The following is a 14,751-nucleotide window of genomic DNA, read 5'->3' as shown; positions in this document are numbered from 1 at the left end:
CGGAAAATCCAAGATTCACGTACTTGAACTACCGTTCAGTACGAAGCTGATGGACGTTCCTACCAGGCGGTAACCGCTCCCGGCAATGCCGGAGAGATACCGAGTCGCCAGGGACTCGCAAATGTGTCCCAAAGCACCGAAAAACCCCAGAAACTCAAGTGTTTGAACGCCTTTTGCACCCTCCGGCTCCTGGACAAACAGCGGGTTCATGCGATGCAATATGCGATATATTGCACATCGCTGAGGAGTGAGAGATGAGCCTGGACGCCTTCGAGCGGTATCCGTTGTTGTTCGGGCCGAGCCCGATTCACCCGCTGGACCGGCTGACCGCGCACCTGGGTGGGGCGCGGGTGTGGGCCAAGCGCGAGGACTGCAACAGCGGCCTGGCGTACGGCGGGAACAAGACGCGCAAGCTGGAGTATCTGATCCCGGAGGCGCTGGCGCAGGGGGCGGACACGCTCGTCACCATCGGCGGCGTGCAGTCGAATCACACCCGGCAGGTGGCGGCCGTGGCGGCGAAGGTCGGGCTGAAGGCGGTGCTGCTGCAGGAGAGCTGGGTGGACTGGCCGGACCCGGTGAACGACAAGGTCGGCAACATCCTGCTGAGCCGGATCATGGGTGCGCAGGTCAAGTTGGTGGACGCCGAGTTCGGGATCGGATTCAAGGACAGCTGGCACCGGGCCCTCGACGAAGTACGAGCTGATGGCGGTACGCCGTACGCGATCCCTGCCGGTGCTTCGGACCACCGCCTTGGTGGTCTCGGGTTCGCCAACTGGGCGTACGAGGTGGAGCAGCAGGAGCGCGAACTCGGGGTCTTCTTCGACACGATCATCGTCTGCAGTGTCACCGGCAGCACGCACGCCGGGATGATTGCCGGGTTCGCCGGGCAGGACCGGCCGCGGCGGGTGCTCGGGATCGACGCGTCGGCCAAGCTTGCCGAGACCCATGCGCAGGTGGAGAAGATCGCGCGGTCGACCGCCGAGCTGATCGGCCTCGGCCGCGACCTGCGCCACGACGAGATCACGGTGCTCGAAGGCTGGGCCGGCGACCTGTACGGCGTACCGGTGCAGTCGACGCTGGATGCGATCCGGCTGTCCGGCCGGCTGGAGGGGATGATCATCGACCCGGTCTACGAGGGGAAGTCGATGGCCGCTCTGATCGACCTTGTCCGGGACGGCGAGATCGGCAAGGACTCGAATGTTCTGTACGCGCATCTCGGTGGTCAGCCCGCTCTGAACGCCTACAGCGGACTCTTCCGGTAGGTTTCGGTCGCATGCCGGTGCCGAAGGAACGTGCGGTCGTCCCGCGCTCGCTGCTGCGTGAGGACGCCTACCGGGCGATTCGCGACGCGATCGTCAAAGGTGAGCTCGCGCCCGGCGAACGCCTGAACGACGCAGACCTCTCGGACTGGCTCGGTGTCAGTCGTACGCCGGTCCGCGAGGCACTGGCCAGACTCGAACAGGCCGGTCTCGTGCAGACCAAGCCCGGCCGCTACACGATGGTCAGCCCGCTCGACGCCCGCGCCCTGCGTGAGGCCCAGTTGGTCACTGCGGCCATGCACGAGCTGGCAGTCCGGGAGGCCGTTCCACACCTGGGTGCGGCCGACCTTGCCGAGATGCGCGCTGCCAACGACCGCTTCGCGGCCGCTCTGCAGGCCGCAGACGTCGACGCCGCCCTTCAGGGCGACGACGACTTCCACGCCGTTCCGGTCCGGGTCAGTGCCAACCAGGCCGTCGCTGCGGTCCTCGATCAGTACACCCCGGCACTGCGCCGGATCGAGCGGCTCCGCTTCAGCTCCCTCAGCGGTCGCGAATCAGTTGCCCAGCACAACGTTATCGTCGAACTCTGTGCAGCCGGAGACGCGGAGGCTGCTGCCGAAGCCGCCCGAGCGAACTGGCTGACGCTCGTACCGCTGATTGCCTCGCTCTAGCGCCAGGACTCAGCTGCAGAGTGCGGTGTCCAGGGTTTTGGCCACCCGTTTGGCGTCGTCCATCGTGGTCGGCATCGCCGTGACCGCGAGGGCCGCTTCGCGACCGTCCGGAGTGACTGCGTTCCGGGTCTCGAAACCGGGGATGTCACCGCCGTGCGTCCAGGCGAATCCACCGCAGGACAAGGGAAGTTTGGCGATGCCGAGCCCGTACTCACCGTCGCCGTTGACGTCCATGTCGGGGGCATGCACAGTCCGCAGCATCTCCCTCAGTTGGGCGGGCTTCAGCAGTTTGCCGTTGATCACCGCACTGAAGAAGCGGTTCAGGTCGCCAGGTGTGGCGATCATCTGACCAGCGGCCCAGCCCATCGACGGGTCCAGCTCGGTGACGTCGGTCGCCGGGCCGTCGGGCGTGGTCTTGTAGTACGCCGTCGGGTGCGGGCCGTGGATCCGCTCGTCGCCGACCGCCGGCCAGTAGGTGTCACGCAGGCCGATGGGCTCGATGATCCGTCGGGTGATCTCCTCGCCGACCGGGCGGCCGGTGACCTTCTGGATGATCAGCCCGGCGAGGATGTAGTTGGTGTTGCTGTACTCCCAGCTCGTGCCGGGCGGGAACAGCGCCTTCTTCCGTAGGCCTTCGTCGACCATCTGCCGGGGCTCCCAGTAGGTGTGCTGGAAGGGCAGGTAGTCGCCGCTGCCGAAGATCTCGTCGTAGTCCGGGATGCCGCTGGTGTGCTGCAGGAGCTGGCGGACGGTGATCTTGCGGCCGTCGATACCGTCGCCGCGAACGATTCCAGGCAGGTACTTCTCGACCGGTTGATCGAGACCGACCTTGCCCTCACCGACCAGTTGCAGGACGACAACGGACGTGAATGTCTTGGTATTACTGCCGATCCGCACCCGGCTCGCCCGTGGCACCGGCCCGGCGGTGTAGGTCCGAACCTTGCCGGCCCGATCCCGCACGGTCGCGATCGCGCCCGGGAAGCTCGGACCCTGAACCAGAGCGTCCAGACTGTACTGCACCTCGCTCCGAGGGGCGGCCTCCGAGACCGCGGTGGTGCCGACGAGTGCAGTGACAGCAACCGCAGACGCGGCCAGCAGACCGAACCGGCGACGACGTGATGTGAACATCGGGGACTCCTTGCGATGGGCGTTGTGTGAACACCCCAAACGCTAGAAACTCAACGCCCGCCGCACCATCCGGCCAGCCGGAGTCTTCGAGGTAGGGCTAACCCCACCTCGCGGAAACTGTCCACCTGGTGGTCCAGCTAGCAACGGCATAGACCAGGAGAGCGAGCACAAAGGCTGCCCCAGCCCGTTTGACGGCGCCGGTCAGCACACCTTCGGCGATACCTGTCCAGGTCTCGCTGGCGGCTTGGTAGTCGTTGTAGTCGGCGGGGACCAGGACGGCGGCGGCCAGGAGTGGAACGGCGACCAGGAGGCCGATGACTGTACGGCGTGTGGTGGGGCTGAGGCGAGGTGTCGTGTCATCGGGAGTTCGCAGTGCAATGCGGTGCTTCCAGGTGAACCAGGCGACGGCGAGTAGGCCGAATGCCGTGCTGATGTATTGCAGCAATCGGGTGTCCGTCAGGAAGTCCCAGAGCAAGTGCGTGGCGGCGCCGATCAGGGCGGAAGCGATGAGCCACAAGACATTTGGGCGCTCGAGTTTCGGGAGGGTGAGGCCGAGGGCGGTGATCGGTGCCCGAAGCAACCAATAGGCTCCGACCAGGACGACGGCGTAGAACAGGTCGATCGGTAGCCCGGCGAGCGAGTGGGTGGTGGTCGCGTTCAGGAACGATCCGTACCAGTCGCCGGCGTGGGTGGACCTGATGCCCACCGCGGTCAGGAAGTACGGCGCGTCGGGTGCCATCGATCCGGTGATGAGTGCCGCTGGAACGAAGGGGTGGCGCAGCAGCGGGAGCACTGCGGCCGGGTGGGCCAGGGTGAAGGGCATGCCGACGACAATAGTCACTTCAACGGACTATAGGGAAATCGCGGCCTGCACCAGGAAGAGTGGGGAGGCGGCGGCCAGTGCGGCGAGCGGGCGGAGACCTGAAGGGCGGGCGTAGCAGACGATGCCGGTCAGGGTGAGAGCCAGGAGCGGCCATGCGCCGTAGTCGGTGCTGATCACAAAACCCCTGGTCAGCACCAGTGCAGAGGGAAACCAGGCGAGCGCAGCCAGAGCTCCGGCGGCCGCCGATCGCCGACGCCGATCCGGCGGGCAGGCGACGATGACAAGTGCAGTCAGTACGGCGGCGACCGCCTGCAGCGGGGAGTCGTAGAGACCGGGGGAGACCGTCCAGTCCGCGGCGAAACCCAGCAGGCCCAGCACGGCACCGAGTCGCGAATGCTTGAACAGGGCAACGATTCCGCCGGCACACATCAACACCAGGAACAGCACGTTCAGCCCGTGCCGAGGATCGATCGTCACGAGCTGGCTCCAGGTGGAACCGGGCGAGAGCACGACCCCGGCGTACCAGCTCATCAAGTGGATACCGCCGTACGCCGCTGTGACGGCCAGCGCGAAGGGCGCCGCGAGCTCGAAGAATCGGCCACCGGTCGAGGCGGAGTCGAGTCCGAGTCGCACCCGGAGGGCGTGCGCGAGCAGGTCCGCGTCCGCGCGCACCCGTGCCGGCCATGACAGGCCGGCTGTCATGTCGCGATGCACATCGAGGATCTCAGCGGCGGCGTGATAGCGAGCCGGGTACAGCCTCATGTGGCCGGCGCAGTCCCACCGGCCAGTCGCCGGCGCATCTCCCGCGCTGTGGCGGCCAGTCGCTCGGCCTCGGTCTCCAGGCGTTCGCGCCCCGTCGAGGTGAGGGTGAAGATCCGGCGTGCCCGCCCACCCACGACCTCCTCCCGCTCGACCTCGATCAGGCCGTCGGCCAGCAGTCGGTCGAGAGCGCCGTACAGAGCGCCCGTCCGGGGTGCGACCCGGCCGTCGGTGATCGCCTTGACCTCCTGGGCGATCGCGTAGCCGTGGCGGGACTCGTTCGCGAGGGCTGTCAGCAACAGCAACGCCAGTTCCTGCATCCCGCGATCGGTCATTCGCTCAGATTACTGGTTCCGGAACCTTCACAGGATCCCTATCTGCCGCTGATCACCACCACACGGCCGCGTCGCTAGCGTCACCACCTCTTGACGTTCCGTGAACAGAGAGGAAGCTGATGAGACGACGACCACGGTTGGCGCGAGTCGTGGGCCTGACAGCCGGAATGGCCATTGCGGCCGGATCCCTGATGGTGGTGCCGGCAAGCGGTGCACCGAACCTGGCGAAGTACTACAACCAGAAGGTGAACTGGGCCGCCTGTGAGGCCGGTACGCCGCCACCCGGCTGGCCGAAGGACGAGTGGGAGAAGGAATGGGCCGGGCTGGACTGCGCGACCATCGTCGTACCGATGAACTACCAGAAGCCGTCCGATGGCGATCTGTCGATCGCGATCAGCCGGCGCAAGGCGGCCGACCCGGACCGCCGGCAGGGTGTGCTCCTGCTCAACCCCGGCGGACCCGGCGGTGACGGGCTGACGATGCCGAACGGGATGGCCGAGCAGAAGATCGCCGGTCCGTTCGACCTGATCGGCTTCGACCCGCGCGGTGTCGGGCGTTCCACCCCGCTGCAGTGTGAGATTCCAGAGCAGAAGTGGGAGGGGGACACCAGGCCGACCGACGACCAGTTCGCCCAGATCTTTGCCGACGCGGAGGCGCGGGAGAAGGCCTGCGAGGCGGCCGGCGGCGGGATCCGCAAGTACGTCAGTACGGCGAACACTGCCCGCGACATGGATGTCATCCGCGGTGTCCTCGGCGAGAAGAAGATCAACTACCTCGGGTTCTCCTACGGCACCTACCTCGGTGCGGTCTACGGCTCGCTGTTCCCGGGCAAGCTGAACCGCTCGGTCCTCGACGCCGCGATGCACCCGGACTGGCTGTGGTACGAGCAGGCCCAGCAGATCTCGGTGTCGGCCAAGGAGAACTACGAGGCCCTGGCGACTTGGCTGGCCGAGCGCGACAGCCGCTACCACTTCGGGAAGACGCTCGCCGAGGTGACGGCGACCATGGAGGCGCTCCGGAAGAAGCTCGTCGCGAAACCGGTCCCGTGGCCGATTCCGGGGCAGGGATCATCAGATGTCGACGGAATCTTCCTCGACCTCATCCTCGGCGGGTCGGGGTATCGGCCGTTCTGGGACCTGGCGGCGGAGCTGCTCGGTCTGGTCCGCGACGCCGCGAACGCGCCGGACAGCAAGCGCGCGTTGAGCAGTGATGCGGGCAAGGCGCTCAAGCTGGTGTACGGCAACGCGAAGGAGACCTACCAAGGGGTCTTCGAGACGGTGTCGTGTGAGGTGCCCTGGTCGAAGGACCCGAAGACCTACGAGAAGCAGATGCGGATCTTCCGCGAGAAGTACCCGTACGGTCCGGGTGCGATCACGGCCGGGCCGACCAACTGCACCTTCGCGAAGTGGAAGCCACAGGAGAAGGCGGTCGAGCTGAAGCGCAAGGGTTACCCGGTCGGTCTGGTGATCGGTGCCGAGTACGACCCGGCCACGCAGTACGACGGCTCGCCCGCGTTGGCGTCCGCGCTGAACAACAACCTGGTCTCGGTCAAGGACGAGGGCAGCCACGGGCAGTACGGCAGAAACCCCTGTGCCACGCAGAAGATCGACGACTACCTGATCAACGGCATCCTGCCGGGATCGCGCAGTACGTGCGACGGCGCGCCACGGCCCGACGTACCGGCTGACGGTACGGCGGGGGCATCCGCGGCGAACCGGTCGACCGGCTCACTCGCCGATCGGGCCGCCGCATTGGTTGCCCAGAGCAAGTCCGCCTGGCGGCACTGACGTCGTGCCTGCCGGAGTCGGTCACAACGGGCGGGACGGTGTCGACTCCGGCAGGTAGGCAATGGCGTCGTACGCCGTGGACAGGCTGGTGAAGCCGAAGTTGAAGACGGGCCGGCCGGTGGCGACGGCTCCGAAGGATCTCGTCCAGCGGTCCTCGGTGAACCAGTCCGGAGCGTCTCGGAGGTCGAGGAGGTGGCAGCCGGCGGGTAGCACCCGGCCCAGCGCCGCCTCGGCCGACCAGGGGACTGGGCGACCGGTCCGGATGACAGCTGGCTCAGCCTTCTTCGTCGGCATCCCTCGGAAGGCCCGGAGCGAACCGCGGCCGAAGAGCAGGCCAACGGCGTAGTAGCTCGCTCCGAGCCGCTCGTGGAGGACCTGGCCGGTGCTCGGGGCGCCCGGCAGGTAGGGCTTGGCGGCGATATGGCCGTTGTGACCCCAGAAGAAGACCTTGGCGTCCTGGCTCAGTTTCTCGACGGCGTCGGCCATCAGCCGGTCGCGGACGGCGTACGTCGACTTGGCCGCCTGCTCCGCGGTCCGGACGGCCTCGGGTGCCTTGAGGACTTCGAGATGCTGCCGGATCAACTCGGCCTCGGGGCCAGTCGTTGTCTCCAGCAACGATTCGGCCGCCTCGATCGAGAGGTTCGGCATCTGCGGATCGACACCCACGAACTGCAGTTGCTCGTCGTACGGAAGTCCGTCGTTGTACTCCCGCATCCAATTGAGCAGGGCCAGGACCTCTTCCGTCTGCCAGGTCCAGAAGCCCAACTGGGCCAGCCCATTCTCGCGACTGGTACCGCGGACGTAGGCGTCGACAGCAGGTGCCTCCGAGGCGCAGGCTTCGATGGCGAAGACCCGGAAGCCGGCGTGCTTCACGAGGTAGCGGAACAGCTGGTGCTTGAGCTGGAAGAACTCTCGCGTCCCGTGGGTCGCCTCCCCGACCCCGACCACGCGGACCTCGGCGAGCTTCGGCAACCACGACCGCAGCGCCGTGTCCCAACCGGTGCCGTCGCCGGGATCAGGCAGCTCGAGAGCGGTCTCGCGAATCCACGAACGCACGGACGATCTCATGCTTTTATGATACGACTGTATTGGGTCACTGATCCGGATCAGATGTGGATGCGACGCGGACAACTCCCTGACAAGCGGCCGGGAGCATGACCGCATGCTTGCTCGCACACTCTTGTTCCTGACCACGTCCGGGGCGCTCGCGCTCGGAGCCCCACTGGCCGCCACCGCTGGTACGACGTACGCCGGACTCCGCACGGATACGCCGCGTGGTCTGTTCCTGGCCAACCTCGATGACGACACCGGCCGCTGTCACGCGTCGGCGAAGAAGGTCGCCGCCGATGCGGTCGATCGGGAAGCCGCCAACGACGACGCGTTCTCCAAGCGTCGTGAAGAGCTGGAGAAGTTGCCCGACAAGGAGGAGGCCGAACGGCTGTACCAGGAGCTCGTCCGAACGCACCGTCAGAAGCAGAACCTGGCCGACCGCGAACTGGCGGCCTGCAATGACGCTGCCGACACCGTGGTGAACGGCAGCAAGGATGCACTCGATCTGGCGCGGATCCACACGATCCCTCAGCCAACCGTGCCGAAGTCGGCGGTTGGTTCGCTGCGGATCTCGCAGCCGGATCGGGTGCATCTGTTCATCAAGCGCAGTACCTGGGAGCTCGTGACGCCGAAGACTCGGCTGACCGCGGAGGAACTGCGACGTGGTGCCGAGCTGGGTATCGAGGGGCGCGACATCATCCGTGACACTGCCGTGTGGGACGGCACGATCGATGTCACGCTGACCGTCACCGGTCGTGGGTCGAGCACGGTCACGATGCGGGAGGCGCCAGTACTGACTCAGCTCAACACCCAGAAACTCGAGCAGGTCATCACCGGGACGACCTCCGATGACGATGCCGAGGGCAAGCAGTGGCGGGCGGACGCTGCCGTGGTGACCAAGAAGGCCGGTGGCAGCTTGCGGCAGCTCGACCTGAGTGGTGATCAGTGGGCGCAGGACATCTTCGAGCCGGCCTACACCTCGATTCCTGGTCCCGACGGCCGTCCGCAGGGGATGAAGCTGCTGATCGGTTCGGTGAACGACGACCGCCGGGTCGCCTCCCGGGTGATGTTCACCGAGCTCGCCGGTGCGGACATCGGCGGCATCCACGTCGAACACGTTCCGACCCCGACCGAGAACAGCAGCTACGACTCGATGGGGAATCTCGAAACGATTCCCGCCACCTCGTCGTACCCGAACGGCCGTGTCGTGATCGGCGGCGACGGATTCGCGCCGGGCCAGACCGGTCCGGCGCCCGAGATGCTCACGTTGCTGAAGTCGCAGGGGCTGCAGGATCCGATCTCACTCGACACCTCGTGGCTGACGATCGGGCATGTCGACGAGTTCATCCAGTTCGTCCCGGTACCGGGCAGCCGGCTCGGTTGGAAGGCCGTGGTCGCGGATCCGACGGCTGGGTTGAAGCTGCTCGATCAGGTGCAGAAGGCCGGGCGGGGTGGCGACAAGCTGCACGGGAACCTGCCGCCACTGCAGTGGCCGTACGACGAGCGCATCGACCAGCGGACGACGAACGAGTTCCTCGCCGACAAGCAGTTCGTCGAGACCAACGAGCGGGCGGCCGAGCGGATCCGCGCCAACCTCGACGTACTGCGGTCGAAGACCGGGCTGACCGAGGCCGACCTGGTTCGCGTCCCGGCTCTCTACACCGCGCGCTCGCTCGACTGGGGCATGCTCGAGACCACGGTCCGCTCGATGCCGGAGGGGCCGGCCAAGGAAGCGAAGCGGGCTGAGCTGAACGCGATGCGCGACGGTGTGGCCGAGGTGCCCGGCACGGTCAATGGGCTGGTGCTGAACGCCGGCCACTACGTTGCCCCGAAGCCGTTCGGTCCGGTCCTCGGTGGGAAGGATCTGTTCGCGGAGGCGATCACCAAGGCCTTCCGGAAGATCGGCTACCAGGTCACCTACGTCAACGATCTGACCAGCACCCACGTCTCCGAGGGTGAGATCCACTGCGCCACCAACACCCTGCGGGACAGCCTCACGAACCGTTGGTGGATGTGACCGTCAGATAGGGCGCCAGCTCATTGAGGAAGTCGGCCGGGTCGAACATCGCCCCGGCCGATGCCACGCCCGTCGCACGGCCCTCACCTGCGAGCAGACGCCGTACGGCGCCTACTGCGAGGGGCGCGGTGATCGCGTAGATGTCCTGGCCGTGGGCGGACGCCCGCAGCTCACCCTCGGGCGTGCGGATCAGGACGTCGATGACGAAGGTCTGATCGGACCGGCCTTCGTCATCGACAGCCTTCGGCGCAGGGGTGTCCGGCTGGGCCAGATCGCCAGCGGCCTCGAGGGTCATGGCGGTTCGGATGCTCGGTACGTCGAGGTGGCTGGGGATCGTGACGACATCGGCCATGGTGAATTCCTTGATCACGCGGCGGGTGCCGAGCGGTTCGGGGAACGGCCAGTCCTCCTGGCTCGGCTGGTCCTCGTGGTACTGCAGCTCGCCGTCCGCGAAGCGCACCCGCCGTCCGTTCCGCCGGTCGTGAGAGATCTTGCCGGCGGTCCGGGTGCCCGGTGTCGGGTGCCAGCTGCTGAGTCCATACGCGACGATCACCTCGTCGGCGCTGGTCCGGTCGCCGAGTGCGGCGGTGACGAGAAGGTCGCCGAGTCCGCCGTAGAACGCCATCGCGGGCACGATCGGGGTCGTCGCATCCCGGTGCGCCGCGAAGGTGTCGACGTTCGCCTCGATCTCCGCGGCCACGTCGACGTACGGGATCCCGGCGCGGACGGCTGCGGCCGAGACCGCCGCGCCGGTCAGCGCGAACGGACCTGCCGTGTTGATGACCGCGGCCACGCCGATCAGAGCGGCATCGAGTGCGTGGCTGTCGTCCACGGTGGCCGGGCGGGCCTCGAAATCGGGCCACAGCGTCTTCAAGGCCTCGGCATCGCGGCCGGACACGACCGGTGTGAAGCCTTGCCGGATCAACTCCGCCACCACGAAGCGGCCGGTGTGCCCAGTAGCGCCGTACACGGCGATTCTTTGCGTCATGTGTCGAGTCTGGCCGCTCGATTCATCTTCTGGGAGCGTCCGGAACGCCACCATGCGTACACTTTCGGACATGCATACCGTTGCGGTCGCCGCGGCCGGGCAGCTCCTGCATTTCGAGCTCGGGGTCGCCTACGAGGTCTTCGGCAATCCGCCGGTCGACGTGCCTGACTGGTACGACGTTCGGCTGTGCGGACCGGGGCCGATCCGGGTCGGGCCGTTCCAGGTCGAGCCCGATCATGGGCTGGATGCATTGGCCGCTGCGGACACGGTGATCGTGCCGGCCTGCGTGGACGTCGACGTACCGCCGCCGGTGGAGCTGGTCGAGGCGGTGCGGACGGCGCACGACGCGGGCGCGCGGGTGGCGTCGCTGTGCACGGGGGCGTTCGTGCTGGGCGCGGCCGGGCTGCTGGACGGGCAGCGGGCGACTACGCATTGGGCACACACCGAGCAGTTGAGTCGAGCCTTCCCAGCGGCCGAGGTCGATCCGGATGTCCTCTACACCGACAACGGTCGCGTGCTAACCGCCGCCGGGAAGGCCGCGGCAGTCGACCTCTGCCTGCACTTGGTGTACCTGGATCGAGGTGCAGCCGTGGCCAACGCGGTCGCCCGGCGCCTCGTCGTACCGCCGCATCGCGCTGGTGGGCAAGCACAGTTCGTCTCCAAGCCCGTGCAGCCGGCAGACGAGCACGCCCTGTCTCGTCTGCTCCACTGGGCCGAAGCGCGTCTCGACCAGCCTCTGACCGTCACCGACCTCGCCCGCGAAGCCAACACCAGCCCCCGCCACCTGGGCCGCCTCTTCCGCGCCACCACCGGCGAAACCCCCCTCCAATGGCTCCTCACCCGCCGCGTCCGCCGGGCCCAAGAGTTGCTGGAAGCAACCAACGACACCATCGACGCCATCGCAACCGCCACCGGCATGGGCACCCCCACCACCCTCCGCCGCCACTTCAAACACACCGTAGGCGTCTCCCCCCACACCTACCGCCAAACCTTCCGCACCCCCACCCACCCCTAACCCACCCCCGCCGGTCGCCGGAGCACGCCATCCACGCCAGCCACGGCGGCGCCCAGCCCATGCTGTCTTTCAGATCGGCCGGACGCGGCGATCAGCCACAGCGCACGTCCCCGGCCGAGTCCTTTCGGGCCTCAGCCCACTCGACCGCCAAAGGCGGCCGACAAAACCAGAGGGTGCGCCGAGCGGGTGGCTGGGCCGGGTGGCGAGGTGGGCGACCGGGGTTTTGCGTTGTTTGGGGCTGACGGGCTGTGGCTGGGGTGCGTGATGTTGGAGGGTTTGCGTTGTGCGGTGGTTTTCGGGTCTATGCGCCGAAAAGTTGACGCGTAACGCACTCCGACCGTCCCGGGGAGCCGAGGTCGTGGTCCGGCGCCAGTTTGAGTATCCGTCAACCACGTGAGGCCCGCCGGGATGGTTGAACGGTGCTCAAGGTTGGGGTCAGTTGGTTTGGGGGAGGCGGAGGGTGAAGGTGGAGCCTTGGTCTAGGTGGCTGGTGGCGGTGGTGGTGCCGTGGTGGGCTTCGATGAGGCTGCGGACTATGGGGAGGCCTAGGCCGCTGCCGCCGGTGTGGCGGTTGCGGGATTGTTCGGCGCGCCAGAAGCGGTCGAAGACCTTGGGGAGGTCTTCGGGGGCGATGCCGGCGCCGGTGTCGGTGACGTCGATCAGTACGTCGGTGCCTTCGCGGTGGGCGTTGATTCGGACTGTGCCGCCGGCGGGGGTGAAGCGGAGGGCGTTGGCGACCAGGTTGCCGACGGCCTGGCGGAGGCGGACCGGGTCGGCGTCCAGCTCGATGTCGCCGTCGGTTGCCGAGGACAACGTGATTCCGGCGTGCTCGGCCTGGCTGAGGTAGGTGGCGACGACCTGGTCGAGGAGCAGGCCGAGGTAGACGCGTTCGGGGTGGATGCGGAGGTTGCCGGCGTCGGCGGTGGCCAGGTCGCGGAGGTCGTCGATGATGTGCTGGAGCAGCGCGGCCTCTTCGGAGAGGGAGGCGATGAAGGCCTGATCGGGGTGGGCGACTCCGTCCTCGACGGCTTCGAGCCAGCCGCGGATGTTGCTCAGCGGGGTCCGCAGTTCGTGGGCGATGTCGCTGACCATTGCCCTGCGCAACGATTCGGTCTTGGCGCGGCTGTCGGCGAGCTCGTTGAACGCGAGTGACAGCTGGCCGATCTCGTCCTGGCCGCGCACCCGGACCCGGATCTCCTCGTCGCCACTCGTCATCTGCCGCGACGCCTTGGTCAACGCTCGCAGTGGTTGCACCAGCCGGATTCCGCCGAGTACCGCGATCAGCACGGTGATCCCGAGGATCGCGGCGGCGACTCCCGCGATCCGCTTTTGATTGGCCGCCGACAGGTCGAACCCGGCCGAGGCGCTGCTGCCTGGTGCGCTCACGAACAGTAGTGCGAAGGGAGCGACGTACGGCTTGAGGATGTCTCGACGTACATTCGTCAGGCAGGTCTCGACGGCCTCGGCGGTCGCCGCCGGTGGTGCGACGGCCGGGGCTGCCTGTGCCGGGCCGCTGGGGATCGACCAGTTCAGGTTGGCGTCGAGTTTGATCGTCGCTTTGCGGCCCCGGGTGTTCAGGCAGCTGTTGACGTCCTTCTGCAACTCCTCGTAGGCCTTCAGCTGCGGCGGCTCGATAAGGGCGAGCCGGTCACCCTGGCAGCCGGCCACCGTGGCCTCCGGGGCGTCCAGGATCTGCGGCCGGCCGGTTGGCGCGACCTCGATCCTGCCCTGGCCACTGCGTCCCTGAACGCATTTCAGGACTCGCTGCGCAAGCTCGTTGTACGCCGTCCGCTGGGCCGGCGTCAGTGCGAACGGGCCGACCACCCGTGGATCGATCAGGTCACCGCCGCCCTCCGCGCCGACCAGGTTGGGGTCGATCCGGAGCGGATCGATGAAAGCCGACGGCTTCCTGGTCTCCGGAACCGGCTTGCCGCCGATCGGCGTGCGATCGCGGAGGCTGAGACTGATCTGCCGGCCGGTGTCCTGGCTGAGTTTGGTGAGCAGCCGATCGACACCCTGCCAGCTCCGGTGCGTTGCGGCGTACTCGAGCAGGGTGTTGTAGATCTTGGCGTCGTCGGCGAGCGCCTGGCCCTGCTGCTCCTGGATCGCAACCGTTGTGCTGCGGGCCGCCAGCCAGGCGGTCGCGGCGATCGAGCAGAGCGCGATCAGGACGGCACCGGCCAGCAACCGGACCAGGATGCTGCGTCGCACGGCCATGTCAGCCGTCGGTCAGCTTGTAGCCGACCCCGTAGACCGTCAGCAGCCGGACCGGCCGGCGTGGGTCCGGCTCGATCTTCTTCCGCAGGTTCAGCACGTGGGTGTCGATCGTCCGGGTGGTGATGTACTGGTCGATCCCGTGCATGTTCTCCAGCAGCTGGGCGCGGGTGAAGACGCGATGCGGTCGCGCGGCCATCGTCGCGATCAGGCGGAACTCACCCGGCGTACAGGTGATTTTGGTGCCGTCGGCAAACAGTTCGTGCCGCTCGAGATCCACCGCGACCTCGCCGACCCGCAGCATTGTGCTGGGCTCGGTTGCCACCGGCACCCTGGTACGGCGAAGCAGAGTGCGCACCCGCGCGGCCAGTTCGCGCGGGCTGAACGGCTTGGTCATGTAGTCGTCCGCACCGAGATCGAGTCCGAGCAGCATGTCGTCCTCCTCGGTCCGTGCGGTCAGCATCAGCACCGGGATATCGGACTCGCGCCGCAGGATCCGGCACACGTCGAGCCCGTCGACGCCGGGCAGCATCACGTCCAGGACCAGGAGGTCGGGCTGCCGCCGCCGGACCTCCTCCAGAGCGGACCGGCCGTCGTTCACGACAGTCACGGTGTGGTTCTCCCGCTCGAGATAGCGCCGGACCAGCTCGGCCTGCTTCTCGTCATCCTCCGCAAGCACGACCTGCGCACACATATCGCCGACTA

Annotated in this window: 13 protein-coding genes; 5 read left to right on the top strand and 8 right to left on the bottom strand. The window is 67.3% G+C overall.

Annotated features, from left to right (window positions below; all coding sequences use genetic code 11):
- Positions 1-254: 254 nt before the first annotated feature.
- Complete coding sequence (locus tag ACFCV3_RS02635; protein ID WP_376025444.1) at positions 255-1,262, top strand: 1-aminocyclopropane-1-carboxylate deaminase; 1,008 nt, start codon at positions 255-257, stop codon at positions 1,260-1,262.
- A gap of 11 nt (positions 1,263-1,273) precedes the next feature.
- Positions 1,274-1,930: a GntR family transcriptional regulator gene (locus ACFCV3_RS02630; RefSeq protein ID WP_376025442.1), complete on the top strand. Its 657-nt coding sequence runs from the start codon at positions 1,274-1,276 to the stop codon at positions 1,928-1,930.
- Between the two features lie 9 nt (positions 1,931-1,939).
- On the opposite strand, the gene ACFCV3_RS02625 is transcribed toward ACFCV3_RS02630, so the two are convergent.
- From ACFCV3_RS02625 to ACFCV3_RS02610, 4 genes are all read right to left on the bottom strand, one after another.
- Positions 1,940-3,058, bottom strand: coding sequence for a serine hydrolase domain-containing protein (locus ACFCV3_RS02625; protein WP_376025440.1), 1,119 nt, complete (start codon positions 3,056-3,058; stop codon positions 1,940-1,942).
- 97 nt (positions 3,059-3,155) lie between these two features.
- Positions 3,156-3,899 (bottom strand): DUF4184 family protein, encoded by a 744-nt coding sequence (locus tag ACFCV3_RS02620; protein WP_376025438.1) that lies wholly within the window; start codon positions 3,897-3,899, stop codon positions 3,156-3,158.
- Positions 3,900-3,908: 9 nt separating this feature from the next.
- Positions 3,909-4,643 carry a hypothetical protein gene (locus tag ACFCV3_RS02615; protein WP_376025436.1) on the bottom strand — a complete coding sequence of 245 codons (735 nt, stop codon included), beginning with the start codon at positions 4,641-4,643 and terminating at the stop codon, positions 3,909-3,911.
- A complete protein-coding gene (locus ACFCV3_RS02610; RefSeq protein WP_376025434.1) occupies positions 4,640-4,975 on the bottom strand; it encodes a PadR family transcriptional regulator in 336 nt (111 codons plus the stop codon). The genes ACFCV3_RS02615 and ACFCV3_RS02610 overlap by 4 nt, the downstream gene beginning before the upstream one ends.
- Positions 4,976-5,094: 119 nt before the next feature.
- On the opposite strand from ACFCV3_RS02610, the gene ACFCV3_RS02605 reads away from it, so the two are divergent.
- A complete protein-coding gene (locus ACFCV3_RS02605) occupies positions 5,095-6,762 on the top strand; it encodes an alpha/beta fold hydrolase (RefSeq protein WP_376025432.1) in 1,668 nt (555 codons plus the stop codon).
- 21 nt (positions 6,763-6,783) lie between these two features.
- On the opposite strand, the gene ACFCV3_RS02600 is transcribed toward ACFCV3_RS02605, so the two are convergent.
- Positions 6,784-7,830, bottom strand: coding sequence for an erythromycin esterase family protein (locus ACFCV3_RS02600; RefSeq protein ID WP_376025430.1), 1,047 nt, complete (start codon positions 7,828-7,830; stop codon positions 6,784-6,786).
- Positions 7,831-7,924: 94 nt separating this feature from the next.
- On the opposite strand from ACFCV3_RS02600, the gene ACFCV3_RS02595 reads away from it, so the two are divergent.
- Complete coding sequence (locus ACFCV3_RS02595) at positions 7,925-9,829, top strand: protein-arginine deiminase family protein (protein WP_376025428.1); 1,905 nt, start codon at positions 7,925-7,927, stop codon at positions 9,827-9,829.
- Here ACFCV3_RS02595 and ACFCV3_RS02590 read toward each other — a convergent pair.
- Entirely contained in the window at positions 9,807-10,817 is a 1,011-nt protein-coding gene (locus tag ACFCV3_RS02590; protein ID WP_376025426.1) for a saccharopine dehydrogenase NADP-binding domain-containing protein, read from the bottom strand. The genes ACFCV3_RS02595 and ACFCV3_RS02590 overlap by 23 nt on opposite strands.
- Positions 10,818-10,887: 70 nt before the next feature.
- Between ACFCV3_RS02590 and ACFCV3_RS02585 the strand changes: the two genes are divergently transcribed.
- Entirely contained in the window at positions 10,888-11,832 is a 945-nt protein-coding gene (locus ACFCV3_RS02585; RefSeq protein WP_376025424.1) for a helix-turn-helix domain-containing protein, read from the top strand.
- A 435-nt stretch (positions 11,833-12,267) separates the two neighbouring features.
- Here ACFCV3_RS02585 and ACFCV3_RS02580 read toward each other — a convergent pair whose 3' ends face one another.
- Positions 12,268-14,049: a sensor histidine kinase gene (locus ACFCV3_RS02580; RefSeq protein ID WP_376025422.1), complete on the bottom strand. Its 1,782-nt coding sequence runs from the start codon at positions 14,047-14,049 to the stop codon at positions 12,268-12,270.
- 1 nt (position 14,050) lies between these two features.
- Positions 14,051-14,740, bottom strand: a complete 690-nt coding sequence (locus ACFCV3_RS02575; RefSeq protein WP_376025420.1) for a response regulator — start codon at positions 14,738-14,740, stop codon at positions 14,051-14,053.
- Positions 14,741-14,751: the final 11 nt, after the last annotated feature.

The sequence above is a fragment of the Kribbella sp. NPDC056345 genome (assembly GCF_042262745.1).
Classification (GTDB): domain Bacteria; phylum Actinomycetota; class Actinomycetes; order Propionibacteriales; family Kribbellaceae; genus Kribbella.
This window is presented reverse-complemented; position numbering and strand designations above follow the sequence as displayed.